Below are 23,361 nucleotides of genomic sequence, written 5' to 3' on the forward strand. Positions count from 1 at the left end.
CCTATTGAGAAAATATCATTAAAACACTTTTTTAAATGGCTTGATGATTACATCACCATAAACGCCGGCTTCGACATAAGGATCTTCGGAAGCCCAAACTTGAGCATCGGCTAACGAGTCAAATTCGGCAATCACGGTAGAACCGGTTACACCACTACCATCTTCGGTTGGATTTGGACCTGCAGTTAATAAGCGACCTTCCGCTTGTAATTTTTCTAAACGTGCTAAGTGAGCTGGGCGTACTTCCATACGTTTTTCCAAAGTATTTGGATTATCTTGTGCAAAAATAACGTAATACATTTTTACCTCTATGCAGTTGGTTGCTGATTTACAAGCTCTGCCTCAAAGGCTAAAGCCTGTTCCATTAATGATAATGCTTCATCAAGCTCAGGATTATTTTCACGAGGAATTGCACGAGATTTACCTTCTTTATCGACCGCAACATAGGTAAATAGTGCTTCTGTTACACGAAAACGCTCTCTTGAACCTTGATAAACCTGTTTAATAAATACTTCAACTTTAACTTGTAACGATGAACGTCCGACTTTAACTAAAGTACCATAGCAACAGACCACATCACCGACCGAAATCGGCATATGGAAAACCATTTTATCCACGGTAACAGTCACCACTCTGCCTTTCGCCAATTCTTTTGCAAGGATAGCACCGCCTAAGTCCATTTGTGACATAATCCAGCCGCTGAAAATATCGCCGTTAGCGTTAGTATCTGACGGCATTGCGAGCGTTCTTAGTAGTAATTTACCATTAGGATTTCTGTCATAAGGTTTATTTTTGCTCATTGGTATTCTCCACATTTTTAAGATGAGGATAGAGATAAGCCCCGGTTGCAATCGCGACGACTAAACTCAATCCCGTAAATCCGAAGGTTTTAAATGTTGCCCATACGTCATCTGAAAAATAATGACTAATTACGATATTAAGCAACATACAGATAATAAAAAAGCCTGCCCAACCTAAGTTGAGATTATGCCAAACTTGTTCTGGCAATTTCAGTTCTTTGCCTAATAACATCTGAATAATCGGCTTTTTGAAAACAAATTGGCTGATTAAGAGTACAGCAACAAATAAACCATTAATAATCGTCACTTTCCATTTCAAGAAATTTAAGTCATTGAAATAAGCGGTCAAAATTCCGAAGAAAACAACAAAAACACCCATAATCCATTGCGATTTTTCAATCTTTCTATAAAGCACTTGTAACGCAATCAACTGAATAATGGTTGCAATCACTAATGTAATTGCCGCTTGTTGCACACCATATAATTTGTATACCGCAAAAAACAGAATCAACGGAATAAATTCAAGTAATTGTTTCATCTTAACCTCTTACTACATTATTTTGACTATATACTTGGTAAAACCGAAAACTAAATACGGTAATAAATAAAGAGAAAAATGAACTGACAAACACAGTAATCGCAAGCCCGATAGCACTCGCTCCCAAACCACTTAAAAATGACATTAGAATTTGCGGTACAAAGTAGGAAATTACGCAAAATAGCACTAATGCAATACCTTTACCACGACTTAACTGCCACGTAAAACGAAGCGTTTCACCAATCCCATTAAATTCTTCAATCAAATAAGCATAGACTGACAAACAAAGTTTGATAAATAAAAACGCACCACCAATAATTAACGGAAAAGCGACTAAAGCTAATCCACTACCGGCTTGAGAACCAAAGAGTTGAGAAGCCATACCGATTGAAAGTGGGAGTACCATAAGAATATTCAGCACGATAACCGGAAATAATTTAGCTAATGAAACCGAAAGATTTTGAAAGAAATGTTTAAAACTGCCTCGATTAATATCTTTAATATTTAAGATAAGCAAGCTCGTCAGAAAAATATTTAAAACGCCCATTAATAAGAGAGGATACAAAGCAGATAGCGTCATTTCTGTATTATTGGCATCAACTTGCCCCATGTTAGGCACTAACAATAAATTCACAAGCTGTAATGCACTGAATAAAACGATTGCAAACAATGAAAAGTGCGTTGATTACGGATAAAATTCCAACTGTCTTGTAACAAATCGGGAAATTTAATGGGCATTTATCAATCCTTCTAACAGGTGTAAAAAAATTGTTGCAAAGTATAGCAACAGTTTAGTGTAACTGCATTAAAATCTACGCATTTTCGAGCGATAAAACTTATGCTATGCTGTTTTTATCGTTTTTTGCACAAAATTACTATTATGAACACGACTCTCCAAGCCGGACAACGCTATCTTGCTACCTATCCGAATCAAAAGAAGCTCTCACTGTTTATGCCTGATTATCGGCTAATTAGGTTAGTAAAACTTGCTTCTCGCTTTATGCCTGCTTTTGCTTGCTTTGCGATCTTATGGCAATACTTTTTTGCTGATCCGAGCCAATCCATTTTGGCTAATGCGATTATCACTTCACTCTTCGCATTAAGTTTACCCTATCAAGGACTCTATTGGTTAGGAAAACGGGCGACCTCACCTTTACCGCTTTCCCTGTTAGGCTGGTATCAAGAATTAAAACAAAAGCTGATTAATGAAAATAAAAAAGTCGAAGACCAAGCAATGCCCTCTTATCAAGATTTCGCCAATTTGCTACAACTTGCCGAACAAACTTGGGGTAATGAATATTTTGATAAGCTATAAAATGACAAAAAAATGCTAAAATTAGACCGCTTGTTTGCAGATAAAGACTTATCTATCGGTAAAAACAGCAAATGAAATGCTTGCAAAAAATACTGAAGGCTTTAGTATGGCGAACTTCATTTTTTATCTCATATACCGAACCGAAAATTTACTTAAAAACTCATAATTATGAATCAAGATACTCAATCAGCTAATACTCAACAAGAAAAAAAGATTGCCTATAATTTCAATAAATTACAAAAACGTTTACGCCGTAATGTCGGTAATGCGATTGCCGATTTCAATATGATTGAAGACGGCGATAAAGTAATGGTATGTTTATCCGGCGGTAAAGACAGCTATACATTATTAGATATTCTGCTCAACCTCAAACTAAGTGCACCAATTCACTTCGATATTGTGGCGGTCAATTTAGACCAAAAACAACCGGGTTTTCCGGAGCATATTTTGCCTGAATATCTCGAGTCTATCGGAGTTGAATACAAAATTGTCGAAGAAAATACCTACGGCATTGTAAAAGAGAAAATTCCGGAAGGCAAAACCACTTGTTCACTTTGCTCTCGCTTACGTCGTGGGATTTTATATCGCACCGCCACCGAACTCGGTGCAACTAAAATTGCCCTTGGTCACCATCGTGACGATATGCTGGAAACCTTATTCTTAAATATGTTTTACGGCGGTAAACTCAAATCAATGCCGCCAAAACTCATTTCGGATGACGGTAAACAAATCGTGATTCGTCCGTTAGCGTACTGCAAAGAAAAAGATATTGAAAAATATTCGCAAGCCAAACAGTTCCCGATTATTCCGTGTAACCTATGCGGCTCTCAACCAAATTTACAACGCCAAGTTGTCAAAGAGATGCTTCAAACCTGGGATCGTCAATATCCGGGGCGAATCGAAACCATGTTTAGTGCAATGCAAAACATTACCCTTTCTCATCTTTGTGATCCGAGCCTGTTTGATTTTAAAGGCTTAAAACGCGGTCAAGTGTTAGATGGTGTGGAAGGCGATATTGCATTTGATAAAGCGGAAATTCCAAATCAGCCGTTCATTCAAGATGAAGACGAACAAGCTGATTACAGCGAAAATGGAATGATTCAATTTAAAGAAGTCCAATAAAAACAAAGAGCAAACTTTTAAGTGCAAATTACGCTAAAGTTTGCTCTTTTTTTCTATGGCCGATTACCAACCCAAACGACCATCACTTTGTCATCTTGGTAACGGCGGCTAAATGCAAAATAAGACTTATTTTGTTCAACAATTTGCTGTCCTTTACCTACAGCGATATGATTTTTCCTAAAATTCGCTAATTTTTGCCAATGTGATTTTAATGCTTGGTTTTGGAATTTATTTTTTAAATCATCCCAATTCATATCCGAACGTGTTCCTTGAATCGGATCCGAACCGGTTGCACCAAATTCTCTTCCACTTTCATCACCATAATAAATTTGCACAGCTCCGGGAGCCAGCATTAATAAACTCAGCGCAGTTTTTTGTCTATCAAAATATCGTTCACTATCAGAATGGAAAAACAGACGAGTATCATGTGAAGACAAGTAACTCAACATATTAAAATCAGCTAATTTTTCACTCATTTTTTGATATGTGGGTTCAATATTCGCAAAACAGTTTAAACTTTCTTTAGCTTGATCTTGAAAATCAAAATTTATCATGGCATCAAAACCGTTTTGGAAATAATCACTTTTAACAATCGTATGTCCCCATGCTTCTCCCACCATCCAAAATTTATCATCAAATTTCTTCGTTGGATTTTTTTCTTGCCATTCGTGTAATGCTTTTTCTGCCGACTGCTTCAACGCGCCCATGTGCTTTTTTCAACATGTTTTGCCGTATCGACACGGAAACCATCCACACCATATTTTCTTACCCAATCGGAAAGCCATCCAATTAAGTAATCGGAAACATTGGCATTGTCACGTTCAATCGCATTAGTGTCTGACTTATTTGCCAAGAATATCGGTAATTTAACCGCTTGTTTTGCTTCTGTTTTTAAATCCGGTAATGAGGCGAGCGACATTTTTAAATCATCAAATTTAGGGCTATCATAATCGCCTAAATCGGATCTCGTCCAATCTTTCCCCCACCATTTTGCCCAAGCCGCTTTATCGGAAAAATTAATAAAATTATTGAATGAATGCCAATTTTGACCGGTTTGAGGTTTCCAATCAGTCCATTTTTCGCCTAATATTTGACTAACTTCTTGTTCTTTTAAATAAAGTGAACCGAAACCGAATTCTTGCATATCCGCCAATGTCGCATACCCAGTATGATTCATCACAATATCAAAAATAACTCTCATACCACGTTGATGAGCTTGCTCAATTAATTGTTGCAAATCTTGCTCAGTTCCCATATTGGCATCAATTTTAGTCCAATCTTGATGATAATAACCATGGTAAGCATAATGTGGAAAATCGCCTTTTTCTCCACCACCAACCCAACCATGAATTTGCTCTAACGGTGAGCTAATCCATAACACATTAACACCCAGTTTGTGTAAATAATCGAGTTTTTGAGTTAATCCCTTTAAATCTCCACCATGAAACGTACCGATTTCTTGAAGTCCATCATATTGTCTGCCATAGCTGTGGTCATTCGTTTTATCACCATTATAAAAACGATCAGTTAAAACAAAATAAACCGTTGCATTATGCCAATCGAATTTAGATTCTGTTTTCTGCTCTACTTTTTCTAACAGTAACAAACCGTTAGAGTCTGATGAAGGTAAAAAGTGTACCTTACCATTTTTCACAATATCCGTTTGTCCTGAATAAGCATCTCTTACTTGCTCATTTTCTTGAAAAGTATCTTTTACATCAATTTCTACCGCTTGCCCATTCCAAACTGGACAAATTTTCGGTTTATCTTCTTTTTGTTCGACACTTAAACGTAATGTCGGCGTACCGCTTCTTAAATCAATTTGAGCGGAATAATTACCATCACGGAAAACACGAAATGTCGGAACATCTGAAGTACAAGAGGAAAGGGAGAGTGTCTGATTTAATTTAATCGGTAATTGAGGCTGAAAACATTGATGTCCGCTTTGAAAAGTGAGCGGATAAGTTCCTTTTTTTAATGGTTGCTCCGATTTTAAAATTAATTTTTCCGATTCTTTAAAATTCGGAAATAACGTACTCTGCCAGTTATTTGCTATTGCAAGAGGCGAACATAAAGCCAACCACAACACATTTTTAGAGAAAGACATAAAACCTCCGAGTATAAAAATATTCCGATTTTTATCTTATGTAAAAATTAAGTGGAGGTAAATCCTCCTTATTGAGAAAAGTAAAAGTATGAGAATAAAGGCGTAAAATGTGCTAAAGCACAGCGATTTTGTATCATCATTTTATAAATTAGCCTATATCTACAAAAAATACTCGACAACAATATTTTTTGCGTTACATTAGAGAATTATTTTATTTCTTACAAAAAAAGGTAAAACACAATGTTGTCTAACGAAGTTGTTATCTCAATTATCATATTACTTGCTTTGAGCTTGCTCAGAATTAATGTGGTAATTGCGTTAATTATTGCGACACTAACCTGTGGAGTAATCGGTTTCTATGGGGTTGACGGTATGAGTATATTTGAAGCGTTAACCAAAACCATCGAAAAATTTACTGGCGGTTTGGGCGGTGGTGCAGAAACTGCAATGAATTATGCCGTTCTTGGTGCATTTGCAGTCGCATTATCCAAATCTGGCGTTACTGATTTATTAGCTTATAAAGTCATTTCTGCTTTCGGTAAACGTCCTTCCGGTCGCTCGGTATTTTGGTTTAAATATATCGTGTTATTTGTATTGACTGCATTTGCAATCTCATCACAAAACTTAATTCCGATCCATATTGCTTTTATTCCGATTTTAGTTCCACCACTATTAAGCGTAATGAATCAATTAAAAATCGACCGCCGAGCGGTAGCGTGTGCATTAACATTCGGTTTAACCGCAACCTATATGCTCATTCCAGCTGGTTTCGGTCAGATCTTCATTGAAAGTATTTTGGTTAAAAATATCAACCAAGCCGGTCAAACATTTAATTTAGTTGCAAGCACATCAGAAATGACCAAAGCAATGGCAATTCCAGTTGCTGGTATGATTTTAGGATTACTGTTTGCTTTCTTTGTTTCTTATCGCAAGCCTCGTACTTATATAGAAAATGTAAAAGAACCAACTGCTGATGAAGTGGTCGCACGAGTAGCAAAAGTAAAACCGTTCCATATCGGCATCAGTATTCTAGCAATTTTGGCGACTTGTTCGGTACAATTGGCGACAAATTCAACAGTAATTGGTGGCTTAGCCGGTTTAATTATTTTTGCATTAGGCGGTGTCTTCAAATTAAAACAAACTAATGATTTATTCCAAGACGGTTTACGTTTAATGGCAATGATCGGCTTTGTGATGATTGCCGCATCCGGCTTTGCAAGTGTCGTCAATGCAACCGGTGGTGTGCCGGAATTAGTTGAAGCATTACGTGGTTCTATTCAAAGCAAAGAAATGGTCGCGTTATTGATGCTAATTGTCGGTTTATTTATTACGATGGGTATCGGTTCTTCATTCTCAACCGTACCGATCATTACTTCTATTTACGTGCCTTTATGCGTTTCATTCGGTTTTTCTCCGTTAGCAACAATGGCTATCGTGGGTGTGGCGGTTGCTTTAGGCGATGCAGGTTCTCCGGCTTCTGATTCAACATTAGGCCCAACATCAGGCTTAAATGCTGATGGTAAACACGACCACATTTGGGATTCTGTTGTGCCAACTTTCTTACACTTTAATATTCCGCTATTAGTGTTTGGTTGGATTGCCGCAATGACCCTCTAATTTTTACTTACACCACGGATAATGCAAATTTTTGCGGAAAAATGACCGCTTGTTTGCTTTATCCGTGGTTTCTATTTGGATTTTATTTATGAAGTTTATTTCTTTTAATATTAATGGCTTGCGTGCTCGTCCACACCAATTGGAAGCATTGATTGCAAAACATCAGCCGGATGTTATCGGCTTACAAGAAATCAAAGTGGCTGATGAAGATTTTCCTTGGGATTTAGTCAACCATTTGGGGTATCACGTATTTCATCACGGACAAAAAGGACACTACGGTGTGGCACTTTTAACCAAAAAAGAACCACTTGCCGTACGTAAAGGTTTCCCAACCGATAATGCTGATGCACAAAAGCGTATGATTATGGCAGATATTGAAACAGAATTTGGCGTACTAACCGTGTTAAACGGCTATTTTCCACAAGGCGAAAATCGCTCGCACGAAACTAAATTCCCGGCAAAAGAAAAATTCTACGCTGATTTACAGCATTATTTAGAAACTGAACTGACTCCAGAAAATCCTATTGTGATTATGGGCGATATGAATATTAGCCCGACCGATTTAGATATCGGTATCGGCGAGCCAAATCGCAAACGCTGGTTACGTGACGGTAAATGTTCATTCCTACCAGAAGAACGTGAATGGTTAGATCGTTTATATCACTATGGTTTAGTTGATACATTCCGAGCAATGAATCCAAGTGCATATGACAAATTCTCATGGTTTGATTACCGTTCGAAAGGATTTGATGACAATCGTGGGTTACGTATCGACTTAGTATTGGCATCTAAAGGCTTAGCGGAACATTGTGTGGAAACAGGTATTGATCTCGAAATCCGTGCAATGGAAAAACCATCTGATCACGCACCAGTTTGGGCAGTATTTAAATAATCGCTAGACACAAAAATGTCTGATGCCGGATAATCCTCTATCTAATGAATTTACTTATAAGATTCATTTGAAAAACTCGTTTACACATACTATTACTGTGACAAAAGGGCATAGCAGATAAAATAAAAGGCTATCTCTCGATAGCCTTTTTTATATCTCTAGCAATTAACCAAGCAATTTATTCATACGTTTGATAAATGTTGCCGGATTTTCTAATGAACCACGTTCTGCAAGCAATGCTTGTTCAAACAATAATTCAATCCAATCATGGAATTCTGTTTCATCGGTAAGATCTGCAATTTTCTTAACCATTCGATGATCCGGATTTAACTCAAATGTATATTTCACTTCCGGGGCTTTTTGTCCCATTGCGGCAAACAGTTTTGCCATTTGCGTAGTCATTTCATCACTATCGGTTGAAACCACTGCCGGCGTGTCGGTTAAGCGATACGTTAATACTACTTTTTTTACACGGTCACCAAAATAGTTTTGCGCACGTTCAAGGAAAGATCCGAATTCCGCTTGTTGTGCTTTTTGGCTCTCTTCTTGTTCCTTATCGGCGAGATCGCCTAAATCCAGATCCGATTTTGTGATACTTTGCAACGGTTTGCCGTCAAATTCAGTTAAATGACCAACTACCCACTCGTCAATACGATCAGATAATAGCAAGCACTTCAATACCTTTCTTATTAAACAGTTCAAGGTGCGGACTATTTTTCGTCGCTACATAGCTATCTGCGGTTAAGAAATAAATCGCTTTCTGACCTTCTTTCATTCTGCCGACATAATCCGCCAAACTTACTGTTTGTTCACTAGAATCTGTCTGGGTTGAAGCAAAACGGAATAATGATGCAATTTGTTGTTTATTGGCAAAATCCTCACCAACGCCTTCTTTTAACACTAACCCGAATTCATTCCAGAAGGTTTGGTATTTAGCTTGATCGTCCTTCGCTAATTTTTCCAATAATTGCAATGCACGTTTAGTTAATGCCGAACGCAGTGAAGCGGTGACTTTATTTTCTTGTAAAATCTCACGTGAAACGTTTAACGGCAAGTCATTCGTATCTAATAAACCTCGCATAAAACGTAGGTAATTCGGCATAAACACTTCGGCATCGTCCATAATAAATACACGCTGTACATAAAGTTTTAAGCCGTGTTTCTGATCACGATTGAACATATCCCAAGGTGCTTTTGCCGGCACATAAAGTAAGCTGGTATATTCTTGTTTACCTTCTACTTTATTATGTGCCCAGATGAGCGAATCATTATAATCGTGGCTTAAATGTTTATAAAACTCTTGGTATTCTTCGTCTGAAATTTCGGTTTTTGAACGAGTCCAAAGTGCTTGCGCTTTGTTAATTTTTTCCCATTTTTGACCGCTTGCTTTGCCTTCTTCATCATATTCTGTCGTTTGGATTTCAACCGGCAAGCCGATATGATCCGAATATTTACCGATAATTTCACGTAAACGCCATTCGCTTAAAAATTCTTTTTCATCCTCACGCAGATGTAAAATAACGTCCGTACCGCGTGTTAATTTCTCAATATCTGCTACCGTGTAATCGCCTTCACCGGCAGATTCCCACATAACGCCTTGTGCTTCACCCGCCGCACGAGTTTTCACCGTCACTTTATCTGCCACAATAAAAGCTGAATAGAAACCAACCCCGAACTGACCGATTAATTGACTGTCTTTCGCTTGATCCGTACCTAACGAATTTAAAAACTCTTTGGTGCCTGATTTAGCGATCGTGCCTAAGTGATCGATCACTTGCTCACGGTTCATACCGATACCGTTATCGCTGATAGTCAGTGTGCCTAAAGTTTCATCAAAGCTCACTCGTACACGTAATTCGCCGTCACCTTCATATAACGCAGGATTGGAAAGCGCTTTAAAACGCAGTTTATCCGCCGCATCAGACGCATTGGAGATTAATTCACGTAAGAAAATTTCTTTATTTGAATAAAGTGAATGGATCATTAACTGAAGTAATTGCTTAACTTCCGATTGGAAGCCTCTTGTTTCTTGATTGGTACTCATTTTATCCCTCTTTAATTTACAAAAAATAAGCGGAATTCCACCGCTTTTAAACGCCTTAGTAAATGGGGAAACCTTATTTACTTTTCAAGCCAAAAATCAAAGTTATTTCCTATTAAAAAATCTAATTTAATCGTTATATTTTATCAAATTGATAGTTTTACAAAATAAAATCTATCAATAATAATATATCCATACGCAAAACCTATTAACATTCCAAGGTAATTATTATGTCTAAATGTCCATTCCATCATACATCATTAACGATGAACAACGGTGCACCTGTTGTTGATAACCAAAACAGTTTAACTGCCGGCCCTCGCGGTCCGTTGCTTGCACAGGATTTATGGTTAAACGAGAAATTAGCCAACTTCGTGCGTGAAGTTATTCCTGAGCGCCGTATGCATGCTAAAGGTTCCGGCGCATTCGGTAAATTCACCGTGACCCATGATATTACTCAATACACTAAAGCGGCAATCTTTAGCGAAGTGGGTCAAGAAACCGAATTATTCGCACGTTTTACCACTGTAGCCGGTGAACGTGGTGCGGCAGATGCAGAACGTGATATCCGTGGCTTTGCGGTTAAATTCTATACCGAACAAGGTAACTGGGACTTAGTCGGTAACAACACACCGGTATTCTTCTTACGTGATCCACGTAAATTCCCTGACTTAAATAAAGCGGTTAAACGTGACCCGCGCACAAATATGCGTAGTGCGACAAACAACTGGGACTTCTGGACGTTATTACCGGAAGCATTCCACCAAGTAACGATCGTAATGTCTGAGCGTGGTATCCCGGCTTCATACCGCCATATGCACGGTTACGGTTCACACACATATAGCTTAATCAATGCAAATAACGAACGCTTCTGGGTGAAATTCCACTTCCGTACCCAACAAGGTATCAAGAACTTAACCAACGAAGAAGCGGCGGCAATTATCGCAAATGATCGTGAATCACACCAACGTGATTTATACGAATCAATCGAAAAAGGCGATTTCCCGAAATGGACGCTTTATATCCAAGTGATGCCAGAAGCTGATGCGGAAAAAGTACCATACCACCCGTTTGACTTAACCAAAGTGTGGCCAAAATCAGACTACCCATTAATCGAAGTGGGCGTAATGGAATTAAACCGCAACCCAGCAAACTTCTTTGCAGATGTTGAACAATCTGCATTTGCACCGAGCAACTTAGTACCGGGTATCAGCGTATCTCCGGACCGTATGTTACAAGCTCGTTTATTTAACTATGCGGATGCACAACGTTACCGTTTAGGTGTAAACCACCACCAAATTCCGGTAAATGCACCTCGTTGTCCGGTTCACAGTAATGCGCGTGACGGTCAAGGTCGAGTGGACGGTAACTACGGTTCAACCTTACATTATGAGCCGAATAGCTTCGGTCAATGGCAAGAACAAGCGCAATTTGCTGAACCACCACTCAAAATCAACGGTGATCAAAGACATTGGGATTATCGCCAAGATGATTCAGATTACTTCAGCCAACCACGTGTGTTATTCAACAATATGACTGATTCAGAAAAAGAATCACTATTCAAGAATACAGTCGCTGGTATGGGCGATGCGTTAGACTTTATTAAATATCGCCATATCCGTAACTGCTACTTCTGTGATCCGGCTTACGGTGAAGGCGTTGCAAAAGCATTAGGTATGACAGTTGCCGATGCAATGGAAGCATACAATACTGATCCGGCGATGGGTCAACCGGGTTTATTAAAACCTAACTTCTAATTTAGAAGTCACCAAATTAGCAAATGCAACTGTTCAAAAACCCGCGAGATAATCGCACACAGTAGTCCTCCTTACATAAATGCATTTGCTCTATCAAAGCCCTATCTACACGATAGGGCTTTTCTTTTGTTTGAAAAATCAATCTGCGTTACAATTCCCACGTTTTTTATTTTTAAACAAAAAGGAAAGCTTTTGGAATATCGTTATTACATCACCACGGGAATTGCCATTCTTGTTTTGCAATGCCTCGTATTTAACTTTTCTCGTACCGTAGGTTGGCTATTCAACTTATCCACCAAATCACGCAAGATCGTGACATTTATTAGCTATTTAGCCGCAAATGGCTTAGCGATTCTTACTGTCACACGAACATTTAACGGTTTTAGAATTACGGCGCTAATGCTCGCTTTACTACTGTTTGCATTATTCGTTAGCCTTGCTTGTGTGGTGATTTACCGCCTATTTAAAGGCAAACAAGCGGTCAATTTTGCCTTAAAAATTACCTATCCTTTCGCATTTTTCGGTATTGTTGGGTTCGCCTTATATAACGCTTATACACCGAAAGTGGTGCATTATTCCGTAAAGTTGGATAAACCGCTTGATCAACCGCTACGTATTGGGGTAGCAAGTGATCTGCACTTAGGGCAATGGTTTGGTGCGAAACAATTAGATAAATTAGCGGAGATCTTTAATCAGCAAAATGTCGATCTGATTTTATTACCCGGCGATATTATGGACGATAATACCGATGCTTATGTCGCCGAAAATATGCAACCGCATTTAGCTAAGCTCAAAGCACCTTTAGGGGTTTATGCCACTTTGGGTAATCACGATTTCTTCGGAAAGCGACAAGCGATTGCCGCCGAAATTCAAAAAGCAGGTATCCAAGTACTATGGGATCAAGCGGTCGAAATTAACGGAAAATTTACCATTATCGGACGTAACGATGACCTCGTAAAAAACAGACCGAGTGCCGCTCAATTATTAACGGAGGTAAACTCGAATTTACCGGTGTTTTTACTTGACCATCGCCCAACGCAAATCGAGCAACATTCACAATTACCGATTGATTTACAGGTGTCCGGACATACGCATAAAGGACAAATTTTTCCGGCAAATTTAATGACTAACGTGATTTATCGACTGCACTATGGCTATGAAAAGATCGGATTAGGTCATTATTTTGTTACCTCAGGTTATGGCTTTTGGGGCATACCGATGCGCTTGGTTCGCAATCCGAAGTCTTTATTATTGATGTGAAAGGTAAATAACCTTAGTTTTTTTATGCAAACCCCTGAATTGATTTTCAGGGGTTTATTTTTTTACATTTCTCGAATCGTCCTATCTTCAATCACTTATCTTTTGTCAATATCCTTTTACAAAATTTTCTGCTTGCACACGCCTCAATAAAACAATATCTTGTATATAAGAATTTCAAAACCACAACATATAGTGGTTAAACAATACAATAAAAGGAGACACATTTTATGCAGAAAACATTGATGGTAACCAAACGCAACGGCCAGCAAGAGCCGTTTGATTTGGATAAAATTCATCGTGTCATCACTTGGGTCGCCGAGGGTTTACATAATGTATCGGTATCACAAGTGGAACTGAGCGCCCATATTCAGTTTTACCAAGGTATTCGTACCGCCGATATTCACGAGACAATCATCAAAGCTGCTGCTGATTTAATCAGTACCGAAACGCCGGATTATCAATATCTTGTCGCGCGTTTAGCGATGTTTCATCTGCGTAAAAAAGCCTACGGGGACTTCACCCCACCTCATTTATTAACTCATATTAAAAAGCTGGTTACACTCGGTAAATACGATAAAGCACTGTTAACCGACTATACCGAACAAGAATGGCAGTTAATGAATGAGTTCCTCGTACACAGCCGAGATATGGATTTTTCTTATGCGGCTGTCAAACAGCTCGAAGGAAAATATTTAGTCCAAAATCGAGTGACCGGTGAGATCTATGAGTCGGCACAATTCTTATATCTTTTAGTGGCGACCTGCTTGTTTTCGAAATATCCGAAAGCCACTCGTTTGGATTATGTAAAACGCTTTTACGATGCGACTTCAACCTTCAAAATTTCATTGCCTACCCCGATTATGTCGGGGGTAAGAACACCGACTCGTCAGTTTAGTTCTTGTGTATTAATTGAATGCGGCGATAGTTTGGATTCAATCAATGCCACTTCTGTCGCGATTATTAAATATGTCTCGCAACGTGCGGGCATTGGCATTAACGCCGGTGCAATCCGTGCATTAGGCGACCCGATTCGTCAAGGGGAAGCTTTCCACACCGGTTGCATTCCGTTTTATAAGCATTTCCAAAGTGCGGTGAAATCTTGCTCTCAAGGCGGTGTGCGTGGCGGCCGCAACGGTTTATTACCCGCTATGGCACTTAGAAGTAGAAAGTTTATTGGTGTTAAAAAATAATCGAGGCGTGGAAGACAACCGCTGTCGTCATATGGACTACGGCGTACAGCTCAACAAGCTGATGTATCAACGCTTAATTAAGGGTGGCGAAATCACCTTATTCAGCCCGTCTGATGTCGATGGTTTGTATGAAGCGTTTTTTGCTGATCAAGAAAAGTTCGAACAGCTTTATCTGCAATATGAGCAAGACCCGAACATTCGTAAACGCAGTGTGAAAGCGGTTGAGTTATTTTCACTGCTCATGCAAGAACGCGCTTCAACCGGCCGCATTTATATTCAGAATGTCGATCATTGCAATACGCATTCACCGTTCAATCCGCAAGTTGCACCGATCAAACAATCAAATTTATGTTTAGAAATCGCATTGCCGACCAAACCGCTGAATGATATTAACGATGAAAACGGGGAAATAGCACTCTGTACCCTTTCAGCATTTAACTTAGGTACTTTGCAAAATTTAGATGAATTTGAACCGCTTGCCGACTTAGTGGTACGAGCGCTAGATGCCTTGTTAGATTATCAAGATTATCCGGTGAAGCGACAAAACACGCCGCATTAGCTCGCCGTTCGCTTGGCATTGGGGTCATCAACTACGCTTATTACTTAGCGAAAAACGGCGTGCGTTATTCGGATGGTTCTGCCAATGCACTTACCCACAGAACCTTTGAAGCGATGCAATATTATTTACTAAAAGCCTCGCTTAATTTAGCCAAAGAACAAGGGGCTTGTAAGTTATTCGGTGAGACGAGCTATGCTCAAGGTATTTTACCGATTGATAGCTATAAGAAAGAATTGGATAACCTGACTCAAGAACCTCTACATTATGATTGGGAAAGTTTGCGTGCAGAGATTCAACAATTCGGCTTACGTAACTCAACCTTAAGCTCATTAATGCCGTCAGAAACGTCCTCACAAATTTCCAATGCAACCAACGGTATTGAACCGCCACGTGGTTACGTGAGTGTTAAAGCCTCAAAAGACGGCATCTTAAAACAAGTTGTGCCAGAATATGAAAAGCTCCGTTCACAATACGAACTATTATGGGATATCCCAGATATGAGCGGTTACTTACAGCTGGTCGGTATTATGCAGAAATTCATTGATCAGGCAATTTCGGCAAATACCAATTATGACCCGCAAAAATTTGAAGACGGCAAAGTACCGATGAAACGCTTACTTGCTGATTTACTGACCGCTTATAAATACGGATTAAAAACACTCTATTACCAAAATACCAGAGACGGCGCGGAAGATTCCCAACAAGATTTAAATGACGGTTGTGCCGGTGGTGCTTGCAAAATTTAGTGTCTAGTCTGAATTTAACTAACCACGGAATACACGGAGAACACAGAAATAATTCGGAGAATGTTAAGAGCCACAGCGTGGCTCACTCAGCCGAAGGCTGATCATAACCACGTACGGCTTGCCGTGCGTGGGCAATTCAAAAAGGATACAAAATGGCATACACCACTTTCTCACAAAATAAAAATGATCAATTAAAAGAACCGATGTTTTTCGGGCAAAATGTGAATGTTGCTCGTTATGACCAACAAAAATATGAATTATTTGAAAAGTTAATCGAAAAACAACTCTCATTTTTCTGGCGTCCGGAAGAAGTTGATGTCTCGCAAGATCGCATCGACTACCAATCATTGCCGGAACATGAAAAACATATTTTTATCAGTAACTTAAAATATCAAACATTACTTGATTCTATTCAAGGTCGCGACCCGAACGTAGCATTTTTGCCGTTAGTATCGATTCCGGAACTAGAAACTTGGATCGAAACCTGGACGTTTTCCGAAACGATCCATTCACGTTCTTATACGCACATTATCCGTAATATCGTGAATGATCCGTCGATTGTGTTTGACGATATCGTGACTAACGAAGAAATTATTAAACGCGCGAAAGATATTTCTTGTTACTACGATGATTTAATTCGAGATTCGCAACTTTATACGCTCTACGGAGAAGGTTGCTATACGGTGGACGGCAAGCAATACCAAGTGACTTTACGCAATCTAAAACGCCAACTTTATTTATGCTTAATGAGTGTGAACGTGCTGGAAGCGATTCGTTTTTACGTATCATTCGCTTGTTCTTTTGCGTTTGCCGAGCGTCAGTTAATGGAAGGTAACGCTAAAATTATTAAATTCATCGCACGTGATGAATATCTACATTTAACCGGCACACAAAATATGTTGAACATTATGGCATCCGGACAAGATGATCCGGAAATGGCACAAATTGCCGAAGAGTGTAAACAAGAAGCGTATGAGCTTTTTGTGGCGGCAGAACAAGAAAAAGAATGGGCGGCGTATTTATTCAAAGACGGTTCAATGATTGGTTTGAATGAAGATATTTTGGTGAAATATGTCGAATACATTACCAATATTCGAATGCAAGCGGTCGGATTACCTCGCCCTTTTGCCACCGCTTCAAATCCGATTCCTTGGATTAACGCTTGGCTGGTGTCTGATAACGTACAAGTTGCACCGCAAGAAGTCGAAGTCAGTTCCTATTTAGTTGGGCAGATTGATGCCAAAGTCGATAGCAACGATTTTGATAATTTTGAACTTTAATTATCAAAAATACGGAATACATCGATTTATCGCTGTATTCCGTTTGAAATAAGCTAACAAGACTTCCGTTGAATTAAAGGACACTCAAGATAATGAACGTCTTTATCTTGTTTCGCTTCGATTAAGTGTAATGCGGCTTGCCGTCCCATTTCATAATGTGGTAGCTGTACTGTCGTCAAAGGCGGTAAAAATAAATGAGCCACCCCAACCATATTATCATAACCGACAACCGCAACATCTTGCGGAATACGCAATCCACGAGCGAGTAATAACTGATAAGCAAGCATTGCAATCCGGTCATTACCGCATACGATGACATCATAGTCAAAATGCTCAAGATCTGAGGCTAAAATCTCTTTTAATCGATCTGCACCTTCTAAATAATCATCGCTTTCGTTCATAAAAAACTCGGTCGGCACATTTGCATTTTTTTGAGAAAACCAAACCGCTTGAAAACCTTTTTGGCGTTCCTTAGCCGCAATCGCATTATATGGAATATACAAACATAATGGTTTCTTATAACCTTTTTCGACTAATAAACGAGTCACATCCGCTTGTCCTTGAAAGTCATTCGGAATATAACTGGCAACTTGTATATCATCGGTAACACAATTCGCCAAAACAATCGGGTAATTTGCTAAACGTTTTGGAATCTGAATTTTCTTTAAACCGTGACGACTAATAATAATTGCGGTCGGACGATGTGAAAGCAATAACTCTACTGCCTTTTCAACATCTTGCTGGTCATCTTCAAACGTATTAATGACAAACGAGTTCCAACCGTGTTGACGAACGGTTTGTTCGATTGCTAATAAAATCTCAACCGAAAACGGCGTCGTGGCGGTACTAAAGGATAAAACACCAATCGTATTTTCTGTTGCCCCACGAATTTTCTGTGCGCCTAAATTCGGTACATAATTTAATTGCTCAATTGCTTGTTGAACCGCTAATCGAGTTTTATCTGAAAGCTGTTTCGGGTTATTTATCGCTCGAGAAACCGTCATTACTGAAACACCGGCTAATTTTGCAACATCTTTCAAAGAAGCCATATACTACATTCTATTTGTTATTTTTCTGAAACATCATTGTCCATTATCGTCTACGGATTCGCAATCACTAAGAATGTGATCTCCTTCACACTTTCAAAATGTTAACGTTAAAAAACGTGATTTAAATCACATTTTCATTATTTTATTCTTTTTATTCAAAAATGATAACGTTAACATTCAAAACAAGAAATCATCAAAGCAAGAGGTGTTTTATGCAAACTCAAACAACGCAACAAAATAACAAAGTGTATTATTGGGGGAATCGCAACTATTTAGCTTTTAGCGGTTATTTCTTTACTTATTTCTTTGTTATGGCAACTTGTTACCCTTTTCTTGGCATTTGGCTAGGGGATATTAATGGGTTAAATGGTGAGGAACGGGGTATCGTCTTTGCCGCAATGTCTTTCTTCGCACTCTGTTTTCAGCCGGTTTTTGGTTTTGTGACCGATAAACTTGGTTTAAAAAAACACATTCTGTGGGCTGTTTCTATTGCTCTTCTCTTTTATGCACCTTTCTTTATTTATGTCTTTGCCCCCTTACTTAAAACAAATATTTGGTTAGGTGCCATACTTGGCGGTATCTATATGGGATTTGTGTTTGCCGGAGGAGCCGGTGCATCAGAAGCCTATATTGAAAGAGTAAGCCGCCAAAGTCGTTTTGAATATGGACGAGCAAGAATGTTCGGTATGATTGGCTGGGGTATCTGTGCATCTATTGCCGGCATACTCTATAGCAAAAATCCTAACTCCGTATTTTGGCTTGGTTCTGCCGGTGCATTAGTTGTCGTCATTTTGGTTGCCATTGCGAAACCGGAGCAACAAAGTCAAACTGCAATGGTAATGGAGAAACTTGGTGCAAATAGCAATCCGGTTAGTATCAAACAAGCCTTTATGCTATTCAAATTACCTCGTTTCTGGGCATTACTTGCTTATGTCATCGGTGTTGCCTGTACCTATGATATTTTCGACCAGCAATTCGGTAACTTCTTTAATACGTTCTTTGAATCTAAAGAACGCGGTATCGAAATTTTCGGCTATGTCACCACCATGGGTGAATTTTTAAATGCGGTAATTATGTTCTTTGTGCCATTTTTAATTAATCGCATGGGTGCCAAAAATGCCTTACTTACTGCGGGGATTATTATGAGTATCCGCATCTTAGGTTCCTCTTTTGCAACGGAGTGGTGGCACGTGGTGGTGCTAAAAACGCTACATATGTTTGAAGTGCCGTTCTATCTTGTTGGCTTATTCAAATATATTGGTAACGTGTTCGAAGTTCACTTCTCTGCCACCATCTATATGGTTGCCTGCCAATTCATCAAACAAGTCGGTAATATGCTTGCCTCTTCTGTTGTTGGCGGTTGGTATGACAAATTCGGTTATCAAGATACTTACTTTATTTTAGGCTGTGTGGCATTAGGCTTTACTCTTCTCTCCATTTTCACCTTAACCGGCAAAATGAATATGCAAGAACGTTATCAATTACAAAAACGCAATACTAGAGGTGTTTAACAAGCGGTTAAAAAACAAAGCTTTTTGAACGTTGGCTTTACCAGCGACAGTAACCAATACCTCTCAAATTTTGCAAATAAGGAATTTACTATGAACAATATCATTCGTTTATCCAGCAACCAAAATGATCTGATTATTAACGCTTCAGATAACCCTCAAATTCTCTATTGGGGAGAAAAACTCGCACAATTTGAACCAACGAATGCTTGGCTCAGCTACTCAGGTGTAACAAACGGCGGTTTAGATATTGATGTGCCAGTTTCACTTGCGGCGGAAAACGGACGTGGCTATTTTGAGTCGTCTTCGGTTGAAGGCCATCGTAACGGTTTAGACTCAATGCCGGTGTTCAAATTAAGTAAAATTGAACAACAAAATGACCGCTTGATCATCCGCCAAATTGATGAAATTGCCGGCTTAGAATTTATTAGCGAATTTGTATTAGACAAAGCGACTTCCGTATTAAAAACATGTAACAAATTACGTAATTTAAAAGCCGTACCTTATAGCGTAAACCGTCTTGCGGTAACACTTCCGTTGCCTGAATTTGCTGATGAAGTTTGTACGTTCTACGGTCGCTGGGTACGAGAATTTCAACCAAATCGCCAAAGCCTCAAACACGGCGGTTTTATTCAAGAAAACCGTGTCGGCAGAACCTCTCACGAATACCCGCCGATTTTGATTGTCGGTGAAGAAGGCTATAAAGAACAAAAAGGTGATGTATGGGGCTTCCACTTAGCTTGGAGCGGAAACCACCGCATTCGTGCTGATATTGATATTCGAGGCAGACGTAGCGTGCAGTTGGAAGCGCTATACTTTCCAGGTGAAATCACACTAGCACAAAATGAAGAGATTGCGACGCCTTGGGTTTATGCAACCGCTTCTAACCAAGGCTTAAACGGTATGAGCCAACAGTTCCACCAATATGTGCGAGAAAATATCCTCCGTTTTCCGCAAGGTAAAACACGTCCGGTACACCTCAATATTTGGGAAGGCGTTTACTTCGATCACAAACCGGAACATATTATCGCCATGGCAAAAGCTGCGCAGAAATGGGCGTGGAACGTTTTATTATTGATGACGGTTGGTTTATTGGGCGTGATGATGATTTCGGCGGCTTGGGCGATTGGTACTTAGACGAACGCAAATATCCAAACGGTTTAACACCGGTGGTCAAAGCGGTAAAAGATCTCGGTATGCAATTCGGGATTTGGGTTGAGTTAGAAATGATCAACAAACCGACTAAACTTTACCAACAACACCCAGATTGGTTACTCGCAGTTGAAGGTTACGATCAACCTGCCGAACGCAACCAATTTGTGCTCGACCTTTGCAATCCGGAAGTTTTCGACTATTTAGTGGAACGAATGGATTGGTTACTCGGCAATCACGATATTGACTATGTAAAATGGGATATGAACCGCCGTATCGTGCAAGGTGCTCACCAAGGCAAAGCCGCGGTAACCAAACAAACCGAAGCCTTCTATCGCTTGTGCGATGTGCTTTGTGAAAAATATCCGAATGTTGAATTTGAAGCCTGCTCTTCCGGTGGCGGTCGTATTGATTACGAGGTATTAAAACGTTCACAACGCTTCTGGACTTCCGATGATAATGATGCGCTTGAACGCCAAACGATTCAACGCGGCTTTAGTTACTTCTATCCGCCTGAAATTATGGGGGCGCATATCGGCGGCTTCCATTGCCATACCACATACCGCAAATTAGATGCGAATTTCCGTGGTTTAACTGCGCTATTCGGTCATATGGGCGTGGAATTAGATCCGGTAAAAGAAGGTGAGGAAGAACGTAAAAATTTCGCTAAATATATTGCGTTACATAAATCCTTGCGAGAACTATTACATAGCGGCACGGCATTCCGTTTAGACCGTAAAGATCCGGCGTGTTTAGTTAACGGTGTTGTAGCGCAAGACAGCTCACAAGCGGTGGTTTTAATCAGCCAACTTGCAATGCTCGATTACTTACGTCAGGAATCACTCCGTGTGCCGTATCTCAAAGAAGGTAATTATCAAGTAGAAATTCTGGATTTACCACGTAACTTTGCCGACGGAAAATTCGGTCACTTGATGAAACAGTTACCGGAATGGATGGTAAAAGCATTAAACGGTGAAAAAGTTGTCATTAATAGCGAGTGGTTAGCAAAAGTTGGCTTAGGCTTACCGATTATTGACCCAGCATCCGCTATGTTATTGAAATTTACTCGCTTATAATTTCTTAAATAGTAAACTTTTTAGGGCAGTTATATACTGCCCTAAAAATTTTGTGATCACTCTCACACTTCTCACTTTTTTCACTTCAATTTTCAAAATGATAACGTTAACATTTAATCATACGGTGTAAAATTTAATGTGATCTCATACTTCTGTGATCCTTATCACACACAAAAAATATAATGTTAGTTATACTCCAACTCTAAAACGCCAAATGGAGAAGTTCTACAATGAGCCAACAATTTATCCTAAACGATCACCCTCATCGTCGTTTTAATCCATTAAAAAACCAATGGATTCTAGTTTCACCGCATCGTGCAAAACGTCCGTGGCAAGGTCAACAAGAAGACACGATTGCTGATAATAAACCAAGTTATGATCCGACTTGCTATCTTTGCCCGGGTAATAAACGTATTACCGGCGAGCAAAATCCCGTTTATAGTAAACCTTTCGTATTTAAAAACGATTTCTCCGCTTTACTACCGGATACGCCCGCCCCAGAAGCCGGCACAGATCCATTATTCCAGATTTCACATACCCAAGGCGCAAGCCGTGTAATTTGTTTCTCACCCGATCACAGTAAAACCTTACCGCAACTTTCGGTGGCTGAAATTGAGCAAGTGGTACAAGTTTGGCAAGAGCAAGCCAACGAATTAAAAAGCCGTTATCAATGGGTACAAATTTTTGAAAACAAAGGCGCCATGATGGGTTGCTCTAACCCTCACCCGCATGGTCAGATTTGGGCAAGTAATTTCTTACCGAATGAAATAGCGATTGAAGACGAATGTCAGGCGAATTACTTCGCTCAATACGGTCGTCCATTACTACTCGATTATGCGGAGCGTGAATTAACTAAAAAAGAACGTATCGTAGTCGAAACCGAAGATTGGATTGCCGTAGTGCCTTACTGGGCGGCTTGGCCGTTTGAAACTTTACTGTTGCCGAAACACAAGCACTTTAAGCGAATTACCGATTTAAACGAAGCCGAACGAGCGGATTTAGCGTTAGCACTTAAAAAACTGACAACCCGTTACGATAATTTATTTAATATCAGTTTCCCGTATTCAATGGGCTTCCATTTCGCTCCGTTTAATGAAAGTGATAACGAACATTGGCAACTGCATGCTCATTTCTACCCACCGTTATTACGTTCAGCGACCGTACGTAAATTTATGGTCGGTTATGAAATGATGGCGGAAAGCCAACGAGATTTGACACCTGAACAAGCGGCAGAAAGATTAAATGCAGTGAGCGATGAAGTACATTATAAAGATAAATAAAATCTCCTCTCTTTAGACAAGAGAAATTCGGGGGAGATTCGATTACGATAATAGATTTTAGTATGAGCGTAA

Annotated in this window: 12 protein-coding genes and 6 pseudogenes; 11 read left to right on the forward strand and 7 right to left on the reverse strand. The window is 39.5% G+C overall.

The window, feature by feature from the left end:
- Nucleotides 1-18 precede the first annotated feature (18 nt).
- From NYR89_RS05215 to NYR89_RS05230, 4 genes and pseudogenes are all read right to left on the reverse strand, one after another.
- On the reverse strand, nucleotides 19-300 hold the full coding sequence (locus NYR89_RS05215; RefSeq protein ID WP_279445019.1) for a YciI family protein: 282 nt from the start codon (nucleotides 298-300) through the stop codon (nucleotides 19-21).
- Between the two features lie 8 nt (nucleotides 301-308).
- A complete protein-coding gene (yciA, locus tag NYR89_RS05220) occupies nucleotides 309-800 on the reverse strand; it encodes an acyl-CoA thioester hydrolase YciA (RefSeq protein ID WP_279445020.1) in 492 nt (163 codons plus the stop codon).
- Nucleotides 787-1,338 carry a septation protein A gene (locus tag NYR89_RS05225; RefSeq protein ID WP_279445021.1) on the reverse strand — a complete coding sequence of 184 codons (552 nt, stop codon included), beginning with the start codon at nucleotides 1,336-1,338 and terminating at the stop codon, nucleotides 787-789. Before NYR89_RS05225 ends, yciA begins: the two co-directional genes overlap by 14 nt.
- 1 nt (nucleotide 1,339) lies before the next feature.
- A pseudogene (locus NYR89_RS05230) lies at nucleotides 1,340-2,076 on the reverse strand (hypothetical protein).
- Nucleotides 2,077-2,218: 142 nt separating this feature from the next.
- Between NYR89_RS05230 and yfbV the strand changes: the two are divergent.
- A complete protein-coding gene (gene yfbV / locus NYR89_RS05235; RefSeq protein ID WP_279445022.1) occupies nucleotides 2,219-2,653 on the forward strand; it encodes a terminus macrodomain insulation protein YfbV in 435 nt (144 codons plus the stop codon).
- A gap of 168 nt (nucleotides 2,654-2,821) precedes the next feature.
- The gene (ttcA, locus tag NYR89_RS05240) at nucleotides 2,822-3,775 is read left to right on the forward strand and encodes a tRNA 2-thiocytidine(32) synthetase TtcA (RefSeq protein WP_279445023.1); all 954 of its coding nucleotides are present in this window, start codon (nucleotides 2,822-2,824) and stop codon (nucleotides 3,773-3,775) included.
- A 53-nt stretch (nucleotides 3,776-3,828) separates the two neighbouring features.
- Here the strand turns inward: ttcA and NYR89_RS05245 are convergent.
- Nucleotides 3,829-5,882, reverse strand: a pseudogene (locus NYR89_RS05245) (alpha-amylase).
- 240 nt (nucleotides 5,883-6,122) lie between these two features.
- Here NYR89_RS05245 and NYR89_RS05250 point away from each other — a divergent pair.
- Both NYR89_RS05250 and xthA read left to right on the forward strand, forming a co-directional pair.
- A complete protein-coding gene (locus NYR89_RS05250) occupies nucleotides 6,123-7,499 on the forward strand; it encodes a Na+/H+ antiporter family protein (protein WP_279445024.1) in 1,377 nt (458 codons plus the stop codon).
- Between the two features lie 88 nt (nucleotides 7,500-7,587).
- Complete coding sequence (gene xthA / locus NYR89_RS05255) at nucleotides 7,588-8,391, forward strand: exodeoxyribonuclease III (protein ID WP_279445025.1); 804 nt, start codon at nucleotides 7,588-7,590, stop codon at nucleotides 8,389-8,391.
- A 165-nt stretch (nucleotides 8,392-8,556) separates the two neighbouring features.
- On the opposite strand, the pseudogene htpG reads toward xthA, so the two are convergent.
- Nucleotides 8,557-10,435, reverse strand: a pseudogene (gene htpG / locus NYR89_RS05260) (molecular chaperone HtpG).
- A 221-nt stretch (nucleotides 10,436-10,656) separates the two neighbouring features.
- Here htpG and NYR89_RS05265 point away from each other — a divergent pair.
- The 4 genes and pseudogenes from NYR89_RS05265 to nrdB all read left to right on the forward strand — a co-directional run bounded on the left by NYR89_RS05265 (nucleotide 10,657) and on the right by nrdB (nucleotide 17,224).
- Nucleotides 10,657-12,189, forward strand: coding sequence for a catalase (locus NYR89_RS05265; RefSeq protein ID WP_481124186.1), 1,533 nt, complete (start codon nucleotides 10,657-10,659; stop codon nucleotides 12,187-12,189).
- A 192-nt stretch (nucleotides 12,190-12,381) separates the two neighbouring features.
- Nucleotides 12,382-13,460: pseudogene (locus NYR89_RS05270) on the forward strand (metallophosphoesterase).
- Nucleotides 13,461-13,691: 231 nt separating this feature from the next.
- A pseudogene (gene nrdA, locus NYR89_RS05275) lies at nucleotides 13,692-15,944 on the forward strand (class 1a ribonucleoside-diphosphate reductase subunit alpha).
- A 152-nt stretch (nucleotides 15,945-16,096) separates the two neighbouring features.
- Entirely contained in the window at nucleotides 16,097-17,224 is a 1,128-nt protein-coding gene (gene nrdB / locus NYR89_RS05280) for a class Ia ribonucleoside-diphosphate reductase subunit beta (RefSeq protein WP_279445027.1), read from the forward strand.
- 53 nt (nucleotides 17,225-17,277) lie between these two features.
- Here nrdB and NYR89_RS05285 read toward each other — a convergent pair whose 3' ends face one another.
- Nucleotides 17,278-18,273, reverse strand: a complete 996-nt coding sequence (locus tag NYR89_RS05285; RefSeq protein WP_279445028.1) for a LacI family DNA-binding transcriptional regulator — start codon at nucleotides 18,271-18,273, stop codon at nucleotides 17,278-17,280.
- 212 nt (nucleotides 18,274-18,485) lie between these two features.
- On the opposite strand from NYR89_RS05285, the gene NYR89_RS05290 reads away from it, so the two are divergent.
- The 3 genes and pseudogenes from NYR89_RS05290 to galT all read left to right on the forward strand — a co-directional run bounded on the left by NYR89_RS05290 (nucleotide 18,486) and on the right by galT (nucleotide 23,289).
- Complete coding sequence (locus NYR89_RS05290) at nucleotides 18,486-19,784, forward strand: oligosaccharide MFS transporter (protein WP_481124185.1); 1,299 nt, start codon at nucleotides 18,486-18,488, stop codon at nucleotides 19,782-19,784.
- Nucleotides 19,785-19,874: 90 nt separating this feature from the next.
- Nucleotides 19,875-22,009 (forward strand): annotated as a pseudogene (locus NYR89_RS05295) (alpha-galactosidase).
- Between the two features lie 230 nt (nucleotides 22,010-22,239).
- Nucleotides 22,240-23,289 (forward strand): galactose-1-phosphate uridylyltransferase, encoded by a 1,050-nt coding sequence (galT, locus tag NYR89_RS05300; protein ID WP_279445029.1) that lies wholly within the window; start codon nucleotides 22,240-22,242, stop codon nucleotides 23,287-23,289.
- Nucleotides 23,290-23,361: the final 72 nt, after the last annotated feature.

Source organism: Actinobacillus arthritidis, assembly GCF_029774155.1.
GTDB classification, from domain to species: Bacteria; Pseudomonadota; Gammaproteobacteria; order Enterobacterales; family Pasteurellaceae; genus Actinobacillus; species Actinobacillus arthritidis.